The sequence below is a fragment of the Pseudomonas sp. CFBP2511 genome, from assembly GCF_030209255.1.
GTDB classification, from domain to species: domain Bacteria; phylum Pseudomonadota; class Gammaproteobacteria; order Pseudomonadales; family Pseudomonadaceae; genus Aquipseudomonas; species Aquipseudomonas avellanae.
This window is the reverse complement of record NZ_JARVSI010000023.1, coordinates 13,710-28,047: the sequence shown is the minus strand read 5'-3', so window position 1 is coordinate 28,047 and position 14,338 is coordinate 13,710. Positions and strand designations below refer to the sequence as shown.

The 14,338-nt window shown below is 56.1% G+C and carries 10 protein-coding genes; all 10 read left to right on the top strand.

All coding sequences use genetic code 11. The features are described from left to right. Positions 1–21 precede the first annotated feature (21 nt). Complete coding sequence (locus tag QRN38_RS19020) at positions 22–3,942, top strand: type VI secretion protein IcmF/TssM N-terminal domain-containing protein (RefSeq protein ID WP_057418397.1); 3,921 nt, start codon at positions 22–24, stop codon at positions 3,940–3,942. A gap of 31 nt (positions 3,943–3,973) precedes the next feature. Beyond that, the gene (gene tagF / locus QRN38_RS19015) at positions 3,974–4,897 is read left to right on the top strand and encodes a type VI secretion system-associated protein TagF (RefSeq protein WP_005737262.1); all 924 of its coding nucleotides are present in this window, start codon (positions 3,974–3,976) and stop codon (positions 4,895–4,897) included. Further along, positions 4,894–7,386, top strand: a complete 2,493-nt coding sequence (tssM, locus tag QRN38_RS19010) for a type VI secretion system membrane subunit TssM (protein WP_057418398.1) — start codon at positions 4,894–4,896, stop codon at positions 7,384–7,386. The genes tagF and tssM overlap by 4 nt, the downstream gene beginning before the upstream one ends. 154 nt (positions 7,387–7,540) lie before the next feature. Then, positions 7,541–8,059: an Hcp family type VI secretion system effector gene (locus QRN38_RS19005; protein ID WP_002551414.1), complete on the top strand. Its 519-nt coding sequence runs from the start codon at positions 7,541–7,543 to the stop codon at positions 8,057–8,059. Between the two features lie 94 nt (positions 8,060–8,153). After that, complete coding sequence (tssA, locus tag QRN38_RS19000; RefSeq protein ID WP_005737264.1) at positions 8,154–9,254, top strand: type VI secretion system protein TssA; 1,101 nt, start codon at positions 8,154–8,156, stop codon at positions 9,252–9,254. Positions 9,255–9,452: 198 nt separating this feature from the next. Next, positions 9,453–9,785 carry a hypothetical protein gene (locus tag QRN38_RS18995; RefSeq protein ID WP_005737265.1) on the top strand — a complete coding sequence of 111 codons (333 nt, stop codon included), beginning with the start codon at positions 9,453–9,455 and terminating at the stop codon, positions 9,783–9,785. Between the two features lie 79 nt (positions 9,786–9,864). After that, the gene (locus QRN38_RS18990) at positions 9,865–10,119 is read left to right on the top strand and encodes a PAAR domain-containing protein (protein WP_003343651.1); all 255 of its coding nucleotides are present in this window, start codon (positions 9,865–9,867) and stop codon (positions 10,117–10,119) included. Positions 10,120–10,170: 51 nt separating this feature from the next. Next, a complete protein-coding gene (locus QRN38_RS18985) occupies positions 10,171–12,126 on the top strand; it encodes a phospholipase D-like domain-containing protein (RefSeq protein WP_057418689.1) in 1,956 nt (651 codons plus the stop codon). A 1-nt stretch (position 12,127) separates the two neighbouring features. After that, complete coding sequence (locus tag QRN38_RS18980) at positions 12,128–13,150, top strand: SEL1-like repeat protein (protein ID WP_057418690.1); 1,023 nt, start codon at positions 12,128–12,130, stop codon at positions 13,148–13,150. Positions 13,151–13,247: 97 nt separating this feature from the next. After that, positions 13,248–14,279 (top strand): SEL1-like repeat protein, encoded by a 1,032-nt coding sequence (locus tag QRN38_RS18975; protein ID WP_057418691.1) that lies wholly within the window; start codon positions 13,248–13,250, stop codon positions 14,277–14,279. The last annotated feature ends 59 nt before the right edge of the window (positions 14,280–14,338 follow it).

Here is a 14,338-nt window from a genome sequence, read left to right as displayed (position 1 = left end):
AGGTAACCGAGTCAGGAAGACATGAAGACATTATTGCGCCTGTTAAAAAGTTTCTGGTTCCTGGTGCCGCTGCTATGGCTGACGAGCCTGGCCGCCTGCTGGTTTTTCGCGCCTAAAATCAGCTGGCTGCAAGGCTATACGCTCGAAGCGATGGCGATCATCAGCGCCTTCTATCTGCTGCTGATCGTGCTGCGCCAGTACCGGCGGATCCGCACCGAACACAACCTCGAGAACCTGGTACAGATCGAAGTTGACCGCTCGCTGAAATCCACGGGCGAGTTCCGTGATCAGCAAGTGCTTCGCGACCGCCTCAAGCACGCCATTGCCATGCTGCGTACCGATCGTTCGGCAGGCGGCGGCGGCTCATCGGCGCTCTACGATCTGCCGTGGTACCTGGTCATCGGCATGTCGGCGGCGGGCAAAACCTCGTTGCTGACGCGCTCGGGCCTGTCGGCCAGCATTGCCAGCAGCGCCAACGACACCGAAAGCGGCACTCAGCACTGCGATTGGTACTTCAGCCCTGAAGCGGTGATGATCGATACCGCGGGCCGTTACCTTCGCGACGATCAGTCCGCCAGCGAATTCGCCGCCTTCCTGCGCATGCTCAAAAAGCAGCGCAGCAAGGCCGCCGTCAACGGCCTGGTGCTGGTGGTCAGCCTGCCGGAGCTGCTGGCAGCCTCTGCTGCCGAGCGCAACGAAATGGGCGCGCGCCTGGTATCGCGCATCGAGGAATACACCGACTGCCTGGATGCCAACCCGCCTATCTACCTGATGTTGACCAAGACCGACCAGTTGCCGGGCTTCAACCAGGCATTCGACGGTCTGGACCTGCACGAGCGCCAGCAACCGCTAGGTATGACCTTCGGCCTGACAGAGATCACCTCCGAAAGCCTGCGTACGGTACTCAAAACCAAGCTGGCAAATCTGCAGGCGCATGTGAGTCGTCATGTCGATTCGCAGATGACCGTACTGGGCGCCAATGCCAACAGCGCGCTGCTGAACTTCCCCAGCTACTTTGCTGAACTGTCGACGGTACTTGACGAGTTTCTGCAGCACTTTGCGCGCAGCAACGTCAACGGTAACCCGTTGTTGTTGCGTGGTCTGTACTTCACCAGCGCCCTGCAGACCGAAAAGCAGCTGACACCGGTCTATGAAGACGATCTTGCCGAATCGTTCGCCCTGCTGCCGGCCTCCGAAGCGGCCGCACTGGAACAGGAGCAAAACCGCAAAACCGGTGATCGCAGCTATTTCATCACTGACACCTTCCGCCGCGTCATTTTCCCTGACCGCGACCTGACCCTGTACCAGTCACGCCACGGCCGCGACCGGTCGGTTGGCCCGATTGCCATTGCAGTGGCGCTGCTCGCCGGGCTGGCCTTCATCGGCTGGCAGACCCTGTCGTTCCAGAACAACCGGCAATGGCTGGCCAGCATCAACCAACAGTTGACCGAGCTGGAACAGTCCCCGGACCGCGCACAGCGCCTGGCTGCCGGCCAAGGGCTGGAACTGCTCCGCAATCAGCTGGCAGCCATCGAGAAGTACCGCACCAAGGGCGTTCCGCTGCAACTCAGTGGTGGCCTGTATCGTGGCGATGACATCTACCTCGCCACCCAGACCGCCTACTTGCAGCAGCTGCGCACCCAGGCGCTGGAACCGATCACCCTGAAACTGCAATTGCAGATGCGTGAATTCAACGAATTTGCCAAAACCATGGACCCGCAATATGGCTTCGGGGCAGCACCTGCTGGTTCGCAAGGCAGAACGGGCAAGGCACGTGCTCAGGGTCAGAAACTGCTGGATCGCGGCGCTCGTAACCTGGCAGCAGGCCGTCCGACCAGCCTGAGCGGCATTCCGCGCAGCACCGGCGACGTAACCAATCGCCTCACCGGTGCAGCCAGAGGCACGGCCAGCCAGACGCGCAGCGAGGCGATTGCCGCCCTGCGCAACCCGGCGACTGCCAATGATGCAGCCGAGCTGTCGGCCACCACCGGCGGTTTGTCGTTGTCGGAAGAAATGCTCGGAAGGCTCGATGAACGGCAAGTGGCCTCCATCATCGAGTCATACAACGCACTCAAGCTGTATCTGATCCTGACTCAGCCCACCACGCATCCGGAAACCGAGTTCGTCGGCGTCGCGTTGCCGGTGGCCTGGACAGGTATTTCCAGCGAGGCCAATCCGATCAGCGACGACGTTATCGAAGACAACTCGCCGGTCTACGTGCAGTTGCTCAAAAATGGCGCGGCACCTGCCATGCCGCGTAATGAACAGTTGATCGATGAGACCCGCAAGAGCCTGAAGTTTTTCATGATCTCCAGCTCGCTGGTGGACCGTGAATACCTGCGCCTGCAACTGGAATCCAGCCGTCAGTTCCCGGCCATCGGCCTGAACGATCTGGTGCCGATGCCGGGTCGCCAACTGTTATACGGCTCGGAAGCTGTCCCTGCGATTTTCACCCGTCAGGGCTGGGAAACGTTTGTGAAACCCGAGCTGATCAAACTGGTGTCTGGCAACCTGCATAACGAATCGGATTGGGTACTGGATGGCGACGGCGGCGACAGCGTGGTGCAGAAAGCCAACTTCGTTCGTGAGTTCATGACCCGCTACAAGCGTGACTACACGCAGGTCTGGTACACCATGATCGATAGCATCGGCGTGCGCCGTTTCAGCGACATGGCCAACGCGACGCAACAGCTGTCGTTGCTCAGCGATGTGCGCAATTCGCCGGTCAAACTGCTGCTGTCTGCGGTCAATGACAACACCCAGTGGGACGTACCCGCACCGCGTGAGCCGCAGCAGGTCGGGGTCAAGCGTGACGACGGTTTCTGGGGCAAGGTCGGAGGCGGCATCTTCGACAACAAGGAAGCCGCCGCCAGCGTTCTGGTTTCGCCACTGCCAGCGGTTGACGACGGCAGCCTTGCCAAGCGTTTCGAGCCCGTTTCACGGGTCTTCGCCGCACAGAACGCCGAAGGTGCCGACAGCACGATCATGGACCGTTACCTGGCCGCGCTACGCAAGCTCAAGGTGCGGATGAATAATATCCAGCGCTCGCAGGATATCGGCAAAAGCAGCAAGCAGTTGATCAGCGAAACCCTGGAAGGCCAGCCGAGCGAAGTGACCAACGTGCGCAACTACGTTGAAACCACGGTCGATACCAGCCAGGGCGGGCTGTCTACGTCGCTGCAAAGCCTGTTCAGCCTGCCGATCCAGTTCGCCTGGGAGACCCTGCGTGACCCGGCGGGCGAACAAATCGCCAAAGCCTGGGCCAAACAGGTTGCCAAGCCTTGGGAGCAGGTCATGGCGCACCGTTACCCGATCGCCCCCGACAGCCGCAACGAAGCCTCTGTGAAGGACTTGCAACGCTTCGTCGATCCGGCGTCGGGCCTGCTGCCGAACTTCAAACGCAACGAAATCGGTAACTTGTCCGACGGCGAAGGCCTGGGTATGAGCAGCGGCAGCAAAGCGCCACTGGTCAACCCGAAACTGGTCAGCAACATCGACAAGGCCAGCTCGCTGGGCGAGGTCATCGCCAGCCTGTCGGATCGCGAAAATGGCTTTGAGATCATGCTGGAGCCGTCGGCCTACTTTACCGACATCATCTTCACGCTCGATGGCCAGGAGCAGCACTATCGCAACGGCAAGACCAGCTGGAGCCGCTTCTCGTGGCCAGGCACCACCACTGCACCGGGCGCACGTCTGGATGTGGTCACGCTGACCGGCGAGCGCATCACCGTATTCGACTACACCGGGCGCTGGGGCCTGCTGCGCATGAACGACAGCGCACGCGTCGCCGACCTCGACGGCATCCAGCAGCGTTTCAGCTGGAACACCGCCAAAGGGCCTGTCAGCCTCGTGGTTCGCAATTATGGCGGTGTGAAACTCACCGACCTGGCGAACGTCAAAGCGCTGAGCGCCCTGAATGCAACCGACGGGCGGACCAAGTGAGGATGAGCATGCCGAATCTGGAGGGCAGCCGATGATTGGCTGCTTCGGGAAAGTGCCCGCAAGCCCGGACTTCGTCAGCCTGCACGGTGCCAGCGACGACGTCTGCGAGTTCGACGCATGGCTGCAAGGCGCACTCGCCGACATGCAGCAGCGTGAGGACTGGCGCACGCTGTTCGACCGCCTGCCCGTGTGCTATTTCAGCTATCGGGCGCGCAGCGGCAACTGGGTGGTGGGCGGTTTGATCAGCTCTCGGGACTCCAGCGCACGGCGTTACCCGTTCTTCATCTTTCAAACGGTGAAGGCCAGCGAAGCCGGTACGTTCGTCAACCCGTTCACCCTGAGCGAACTGTTCTGCGCGCAGATCAAGCCGCTGCTGCACATGGCCGCGCAGGGCGAAGGCACGACAGTGCTGTTTGAGCGCCTCAGGGCCTTGCGCCCGTTGCAAGGTCAGGACTTCGAGCTGTTCCGGCGCGTGCATGAAAAGTTTCTGGTGAACTTCACCCTGCGTGACATTGCAACCTCGCTGGAAAGCTCCTACCCGGAGTTCATCAGCAATGCCGTGTTCACCAGGCTGCAAGCGCTGAGTCGTCCGTCGCACAAGGCACCGATCGGGATATCCCTGCCGCTGCCTGCAGAGCGAGGCTTGAAGAACCCCACCGCAGACCTGTGGGTCAACTGGTTGTCGCGCCTCAATGCAAGCAAGGCTGTACCGCAGATCAGCATTCTGGCGGACGACTTCATGCGCCCCAGGCTGTTCTGTTTTCCGTCCCGCACTACCGCAGGTGTGTACCGCGTGATGACGGGCGTGAGTGAACATTCGGAGAACTACGACGTGCTGGCACCCTTTGACGTGTTCGACGAACACCACCGAGGCCATGGGTTTCCAGACATTGACCGCCCTCTTTATGACGTTATCGACCGCTTTGTCGATGTCCTGGATTTGAAGTCCGTATGAACAAGATCAAGTATTACTACCTGCGCTACCAGCCCTACATTCTCGGGGTCTGCTTCTTCCTGGCGATCTTTATCGTCTGGAGCATCGGCCGTGCGCTGGGCTTCAGTTCGATGAACAGCCTGCTGACAGGTATCGGTCTGTTTCTGCTGCTGTCAGCCGCCTATGTCCTGCTGCTGTATCGCGGTGTGTCTCAGCATCAGAACCTTGAAGGCCTGCTGCGCGATGACGCCGATCAGGCCGTGCTCAACGCAAGCCCGGCAGACCGCGAAGAAATCAGCCTGCTGCGTGAACGCCTGCTGCAAAGCATCGAGCGCCTGCACAGCAACAAGCCGAACGGCACCAACGCCAAGGACGCGCTCTATGCCCTGCCCTGGTATCTGGTAGTCGGCCAGCCCGCCGCGGGCAAGAGCACCATGCTGTATCAGTCGGGCCTCAACTTCCCTTACGCCGAGCGCGAGGGCGCACGCGTCGCCGGGCTGGGTGGCACGCGCAATTGCGACTGGTTCTTCAGCTCCGAAGCGGTGCTGCTCGATACCGCCGGCCGCTACATGAACGATCAGGAAGAAGCCGGCAAATGGCGGGCGTTCCTGCAATTGCTGCGTCAGCACCGCCAGCGCAGGCCACTCAATGGCCTGATCGTCACAGTCAGCATCCATGACATCCTGCAATCGTCGGTCGAGGATCAGGAGCGCATTGCCAAGCGCCTGCGCGAACGCATCCAGGAAACCCACGCGCTGCTGGAAGTGCGCCTGCCGGTGTATCTGGTGTTCACCAAGTGCGACCTTGTGCCAGGCTTCGTGCCGTTCTATCGTCAACTGGACGACGTGGCACGTGGCGAAGTGATGGGCAAGACCTTCCCGCACAAGGGCTACGAACAAGCCGACTGGGGCCAGCGCTTCGCGGTGGCGATGGACGAACTGGTCGGCTACTGGAAAGAAGTGGCGAACCAGCAACTGGTGCTTCAGGACATTCAGATCACGCGTCAGGACACTGCGGTGTACCGCTTCCCGCTGGAACTGGAAGCGCTGAAACCTCGCCTGCGTTTGTTCGTCGACGCCCTGCTGCGCGCCAACCCGTATCAAAGCGCCGAGATGCTGCGCGGCTTCTACTTCACCAGCGCACTGGACGCCGATCAGCCGGAGATGGGCGGACACACGCGCCAGGTCACCGAGCGATTCCAGCTGGAAAGCGAGCAGGATGTTGTCGACGGCAATGCGCAGCCGCACCCGCTGTTCATCAACAGCCTGTTCCGTAAAGTGATCATTCCCGACCAACACCTGGTGGCGCTGTACACCACCAACCATCGCGAACGTCGCCGCAAGGCTGCGTGGGTCGGCGGTGCCAGCCTTATCGCCCTCTTGATCTGCAGCCTGTGGGGTTGGTCGTACTGGAACAACAAGGACAACATTCAGTCCATTTCCACCGAGCTCGCCCAGGCCGCGGCGGATGACAGCAAGGCAACGGGGCAGTACACCGAGTGGCAGACGCTGGATCGCATGCGCTTCTGGACGTCGCTCTACTACGAACGTCACCACGACGAAGGTGTGCCGCTGCGTATGCGCCTAGGTCTCTACAAAGGCTATGACGTAGAGCCGCTGCTACGCACGCGCTACTTCAACCGCCTTGAAACGGTCATGCTCAAGCCGACTGCAGACAACCTGACGCGCTCGCTTTACCTGCTGACCACCATCAAGGTCTATCAACGCAACGCCAGGGACCTGGCAGCGGTCACCGGTGTAGACAGCGTTGAGCCCAAGGCGCTGCCGCCCGACAACCGCGCGCAGTCGATTGCCGCTTTCGGCAAGGCCACGCTGGACACGTACGTGATGCTGTCGCGAGCCCAGCGCGAGAAGGCCGACCCTGCCTTCCTGAAAGCGAAGATGCCTGATTACTGGTACCCGGCCATTGCACGTCAGACCGGCAAGACCATCACGGCAAATGCCGAGGCAGGCTCCAATCAGGATTACGAGTACGCCAGCCGGCAGATCAACTTCTACAGCGATCAGATTCATGAACTGGACGTGCCGAGAATTCTCGACAACGCATTTCTGACATCCAGTTCGCGTAATTACATCAATAGCCTGCTGACGCAGTCGTTGAAGGCCATCGAGACCATCACGCTGGAGTCGGACACGCTGTTCGCCTTCGGCCGTGCCGATTTCCAGAGCCTGAAGGTCGAAGGTCAAAACCAGCTGAGCGCCATCGCCGGCAAGCTGCTGAGCACACCCAACATCGGCAAGATCGTGATTGCAGGTCACGCCGACCAGTTGGGTGACCCGCAGAGCAACATGCAGGTGTCCAAGCAGCGTGCGCAGACCATCAAGACTTATCTGGTTGGCAAGGGCGTGCCGAGCGAGCTGGTGGACGCGGTAGGTGAAGGCAGCGAGAAGCCGCTGGTCAGGTGCGACATGCAGCAGCCAAGAGCCCAGCTGATTCAGTGCCTTGAGCCCAACCGACGCGTAGAGATCGAAGTGCGCGCACTCAACTGAGTGCGTGCCGGCAAGAACCGAAGCCCGGGGTGTCTTTTTGAAGCCTGGGCCGTGGTAAGAGAACCTTTCTTGATTGTTTCAGGAAGGTTAATCAAAAGGGTCGTGGTCTGTCCGCAGGCACCACACCCTTAAATGAAGAAAGGAGAAGCAGAAAATGGCATTTGACGCATACATCCAAATCGACGGCATCCCGGGCGAAGTTCTGGACGACAAGCACAAAGACTGGATCGAAGTGCTCGGTTACGAGTTCGGCGCTACCCAGGCCACCTCCGCTACCGCCAGCTCGTCGGGCGGTGCTTCGTCCGAGCGCGTTGCACTGAGCGACTTCAGCATCCGCAAATCGGTGGACAAGGCTTCTGCCAAGCTGTTCGAAGCGTGCTGCAAAGGCACTCACATCGCCAAGATCCAGCTGAACGTCAACCGTGCAGGCGGCGACAAGCTGACCTACCTGACCATCAACCTGGAAGAAGTGGTTGTTTCCTCCGTGAAGGCTGTTGCAGGCGGGAACCAGAAAGGCGAAGACAACGCAGTCAGCGATTTGCCGATTGAAGAAATCAGCTTCAACTTCGCTCGCATCAAGACCACCTACACCCAACAGAGCCGTTCCGATGGCCAGGGTGGCGGTAACGTCACCGGCGGCTGGGACCGCACTGCGAACAAAGTATTCGCATAAGTCTGTGACACCTCGGGTCGCGCATGCGGCCCGTCTTCAGCACCGTGCCTGCCCGGGCACGGTGTTCTTTTATCCCCCCTGATCAGAGTTGACCATGTCTGAATTTCTCAACGACCTTTCGCTTGCCGATCTGACGGCGCCCATCAACGGGGGCAGCGGCGAAGACATGAGCTTTTCCACCCTGTTCGATCAGGTCAAGGAAGCTCGTCGAGCAGACCCCGATTACCTTACCCAAGGTGACTGGCAAACCGATCTGAAGTCCTCGGACTGGGATCAGACCATCACGTTGGCCGCACAGGGCCTTGCCGAACACAGCAAGGATCTGATGCTCGTCGCCTGGCTCAGCGAAGCCCTGGCGCACAAATACCACTTTGTCGGCATCACTTTCGGCCTGACCCTGGCCGAACGCATTCTGCAAAATTTCTGGGACGATCTGTACCCGTCTCTGGAAGACGGCGTAGAGGAACGCGCCGCCCGTCTGGCCTGGCTGAAAACCTCGCTGACCGACGTTATTGGCGGGCTGCCGATCACCCAGGGGCAAAACTTCGGCTTGTTGCGCTACGACGAGTCGCGCCACGTCGAAAACCTCGCACTGCAAAACCCCAAGGCCATGCACGCCGCTGTTGAGGAAGGCAAAATCAACGCCGAAATCTTCCAGCGCTCGGTCGTCCTCACCGACTCCGACCACCTGCGCCTCAAAGCCAGCGAAATCGCCGCCAGCCTTTACGCCTGCCAACAGCTCCAGGCCACCGCCGACACTCTGTTCGGCCGCGACGCACCCAGCTTTGTCACCCTCAGCGACATCCTGCAACGCGCCGGGCAACTAACTGAAAAGTTGCTCAAGGACCGCGGCATAGAACTAAGCCCGGCCCCGGCCGCCGCCGCAGCTCAGGCCGCCCCCGAAATCGCCGTCGTCCAACCCGCAGGTGCCGCGATGACCCAGCCCACCCAGGAAAGCGCCTCCGCACCACTGCGCACCACCCCGACCACCCGCGACGAAGCCTTCACCATGCTCGCAGGCATCGCGCAGTTCTTCAAAAACACCGAACCGCAAAGCCCCGTCCCGTACCTGATCGAACGCGCCATCAAGTGGGGCAACATGCCACTGGAAGGCTGGCTGAGCGACGTTATTAAAGACAGCAACGTCGTGGACAGCATTCGCGATGTGCTGGGTACGAAAGAGCCGAAGCAGTAAGGGCGACATGATGGATCGGTCTGTCGGAATGCACTGACAGACCTTCAGGAAGGGTGCTACGGAGTGGGTCGGTGTGTGCGACTGACACGGGGTTGATTGATGTGGATCATTGGCGGAACAGATGTTCAAGTTTAAGCCCGTTCGGAAGTAGAAAGATACATATGCACAAGTCACTAAAAGCGCGGCTCAAGGAAAAATATGTCTTACAACCCTGCATTCATACTCGAGATTCTTGCATTGGCTTCACTAGCCTTTTTTACCGCCTATGCGCCCGTAAAAACACTAATTTTATTGGCAACAGGTAAAAACCCTCTCGATAACGTCGCTCGTGTTTCTTATGTAGCGTCTGCCTGCTTATCGTTTAGCGCGGGTGTCTATGCATTATTGTTTGCGTTAGTTCTAAATTCCGGTGGATCCAGGTATGTGGACGCATTCCCTTGGATAGCGGGCTATCTGTTTCTCCAAGCCTTGGCAATGGCAATTTTGATCCGCCTAACAAGAGCCACGTCTAAAATGGACAAATACATATGACTGCTCAAATCCACTTTTGAAGTAGCTGTATCACACTAACTTAACCCGGCATGAAGCCATCAGTTACAGGGAAGCCAGTATGCGTCCAATCATCGTTATCAATGATCCTACCTCCGATGCAGGTCAGGTCCTTGAAGGATCGCCTAGCACGTTTATAAACGGCTTGGCCGTGGCACGGGTCGGTGACCGAGTTTCCTGCCCGCATGGTATCGGGACCATCGTCAGCGGAGATGAAACCCTGCTGGTGGATGGCCGCCCGGTTGCCCGGGAAGGTGATTTTATCTCCTGTGGTGCGCGGCTGATGGCAACGCAGCAGGACACCGTGGACCTCTAAAGGAACAGAGATGAACACAACACTCAGCATCAACGCACAGGGAGCTTGACCATGACCACACCTTCAATCACCACTCCGGTCGCTACCAGCAAGAACATGTCGTGCAACATCAACCTCCCCTGGTTTCTGCACAACACCGAGTACTACCCTACAGAAGCCACTTTTGAGCCTTTGGTCAACGGCGCGCGCGCATTCGGCGCGGTGTACGATGCGATAGTGGCGGCTACGCAGAGTGTTGAAATTGTCTGCTGGGGGTTTCAGCCTTCGATGTATTTCAAGCGTGGCGGCGCGCCCTCGCTGTGTATTGGGAAGCTTCTGGAAATGAAGGCTGAAAAAGGAGTGAAGGTGCGTATTCTGTGCTGGTCTGACACATTACGCATAGCTTCTTTTTCTGAAAACATGACACCGGGGCGCAATATAGCATCTATAAGAGAAGACTTTCGGAACGAAATTCAACGCGACATCGATGTGGAATGGTACCAGAGGGCAACAAAGTCAGCGTTCGAAAACCGCTCATGGCTTGAACGGAATACGCCGATTGGACTTTTATCGAACCGAGGCAGTAATGCAATTGATAAAGTCTTTAGCACTGGCGCGGTCGCTTTTAAAAACATCGAATTTGTTGCTCGCGACATGAACCTGAAGGATCGAGCTGAAATCGCTTGGCAAGTATCAATGAGAAGCCTAGACAGCGACCGTTCCAATTGGAACAAATTTATGACTACCGCCGCAATGACGTCCATTCCAACTCACCATCAAAAAATGGTGCTTATTGATTATGAAACTCCGGATAAAGCGGTAGGTTTTGTAATGGGTCACAACTCGCTGGACGCTTATTGGGACAATGACGAACACAGCGCGAAAAGAATGCTGGCTCACGAGGGCCGTAATAGCGCAACACCGCGCCAGGATATTTCCAGCCGAGTCACCGGCCCTATACTCGAATATCTGAACCACAACTTCGCCCAAGCGTGGCTGCGCGAAACGGGCATTGACCTGTTGACGCCTAGAAAATACATTGCAGACCAACTCAAGACCAGAGAGGGGTTTGGTCCCAAAATGATGGCTCAGATCCTGAGGACTCAACCTCAGGAAAATAAGCGTGATATCCGGGAGATGTATCTCAAGGTAGCAGGCAATGCAAATAGCTTCATATATTTGGAAAACCAATATTTTCGCTGGCCGCCTTTAGCTGAAAAAATCAAAGAAAATGTACGTCGTCAGTTTGCAGACGGGCGGAGTCTGACAGAGCATGGCCCACTTTATCTTTTTGTCGTAACCAACTCAACGAAGGAGGGAATGGGCGATGGAACAATCAACACCTATCGAATGCTTAGGCAATTAGGTCGCCCCGAACTCATGCCTAATGTTGCGAGACTGGAACGTAATGAGGAGCTAGAAGCTCAGGTAGCGCAAGCTAAGGAGCGTTACGATACCGCCAAAGGCAAGATCACTATTATTGAAGGTACCTACGGAAACTCATTCAATCCGGCAATGAGTAAACTATGGGAACCACAGCGAAAGGCGGCAGCAGCAGCAGAGGCTGAGTACCGAGAATTAAAAGCCAAACTGCCTACTGCTAGTGCAAAAGATGTGGACAAGGTAGATATTGAAGGTCTTAAAGTACTGGTTTGCACATTGGTCGCACCTGACTCGCCCCCGGAAGAATGGATGGATGTTTATATACACAGCAAACTGATGATTATAGATGATGTTTTTACAACGTTAGGTTCAAGCAATATAAACACGCGCAGTATGGAAGTCGACAGCGAGCTGAATATCTGCGTTGAAGATCCGGCAGTGGCCAAGCCGTTGCGCAAGCACCTGTGGAGCATACATACAGGTGCCGAGGGGGCAGGTGATGATATTGGCCTCGCCTTCAGGTATTGGACTATGACTGCAGTATCAAATGCCGCTCGCAGAGTCGATTCAAAAAATGCGGCTAAGCCAATAGCATCCCTGACCGAATTCAGAAGAGAAAGTGCTTCGCGCACAAACTTGGATTAACATGACTACCAAAGCTTTTTTCTTATTTTTTTTAGTAACCAGTTTATGCTCATGCAACAAGGAGAACGATTTGCATATTAGTACAGAGCAAATAAATCATGCCTTGGATAGGCTTTCATTTACCTGCACTAAGGAGACAGACAAACTACCGACCATTAGCGAAGAAGCTCAACAGCTATATCAATACGCTTTATCGCTGAAATCGACTGAGGGTGCTAAAAACTATGCCGAGATAGCAAGATACTATCGGCTCGCAGCGGCAGCAGGCAGTTACAAAGCGGCTACTAATCTACATACTCTAATATCTCAGGGATTGATTGATAGCGTCGACCCTGGCAACGAGGCTATCGATATAGTTGAACACCTCATCGACCAAGGCATCCCAGGCGGATATTATGACATGGGGCATTATTTGGAAACGGGTTTCGGTGTAAAACAAGATACAAGCAGAGCCAACGCGTATTTCCGCCGGTCTGCAGACTTAGGAAACCCGGAAGCACAGTTTTATGTATCGAGACTGCTCGAAAAAATCGACTCTGCAGACCAAGTTGTTATTGACATGCGTCGATGCGCGATGGAGCAAGGTCATACACAAGGAAGCTTTTATTATGGTGTACTTTTTAAAGCAAGAGATAACTATACCGAAGCGGTAAAAGGATTTCATGAAGGTACTCGTAATGGCAGCCCAGAAAGTGCTCTTTTTTTAAGTGGCGGCTTCGAAACTACAGACCCTAAACGGCAGCTCCTGTACTTTGCGCTGGCTCCGGATCCTGAACGGTCCAAGCGATATGCAAAAATAAGTGATTTTCTAGGACGTTATGAGCACCTCGGCGCCAAGGTCCCAGACATCGACCAAATCGTACCCCTCCCCCCAGCCAAGCTTCCGGAATGGGATGGCACGTTCGAATGGCTGAAAAAACGTGAATCCACGCTTCCTGCAGAAAGGCCCTCAGAAGAGATGATCCGGACGCTCAGCCAGGAGAAAGGCCTCGACCCGCAAACAGGTCTGCCGCTAAAGAAATGACGTGATAACAATGGGTATGCGTTGAACCATACCCATCAAGCCCCAAAGGAACGGACTCCGGAATCGGGGAATCTGACTTCTACACAAAGGAATGGAAATGTCCATACGGCTGGTTTTTCTGGCAATTCTCACCACGAGCCTCTGCGCTTGTGAGAAGGAAGGTCATGACAGCGTTACTAGTGAAGACATAGCTCACGCCATGGAGAAGCTTTCATTTGCCTGTACTCCGGAAGCAGACCATTTGCCTACCGTAAACGATGACGCTCAGGCGCTGTATCGCTATGCCTTATTTTTACAATCGAGAGAAGGTGGTAAGAATTTCGACTATATCGCCAGATATTATCGCTTGGCATATGCGGCAGGAAGCTACATAGCGGCTACAAATCTGCACGCGTTGATCTCAGAGGGTCTTATCGAAAGCAATGATCCAGAGAACGAAGTTATCAATATTGTAGAGGATTTGATCGCTCGGGATATTCCCGGGGGCTACTACGACATGGGGCATTATCTAGAAACAGGATATGGAGTCAAGCAAGACACAAGTCGTGCTAATGCTTACTTTCGAAGAGCTGCCGATCTGGGCAACGCTGATGCTCAATATTACGTTTCTAACTTGCTTGAGGAAATCGAAGACGCTAAGCAGGTAGTGCTTGACATGCGTCGGTGCGCGATGGATCAAGGTCATGCCGAGGCAGCCTATAGCTATGGTATTTTTCAGAAAGCACGGGATATTTATCCTGAAGCCGTGCAAGGCTTTCAGGCGGGCGTCCGGAACGGTAGTTCAAATAGCGCCGGTTTTTTGAGCGGTGGATTTAAAACTACAGAGCCTAAGAACCGACTTTATTATTTTGCACTTGAGGCTGATACTGAGCGCTCCATGCGATATGAAAAAATTGAGAGCTTTTTAAGTCGCTATGAACACCTCGGACCAAAAGTCCCAGACATCGACCAGATCGTTCCCCTGCCCCCGGCCAAACTTCCAGAATGGGACGGCACATTCGAATGGCTGAAAAAACGCGAGTCCACGCCCCCTGCTGAAAAGCCCTCGGAAGACATGATCCGGGCACTCAGTCAGGAGAAAGGCCTGGACCCTACTACAGGCATGCCTTTGGCAGCCGTTAAAAAATAAACAATCTCAGCTTGCACGACAGCGCGATCTTCAAAACCTCGCTCTCTCTTAAGGAAAAG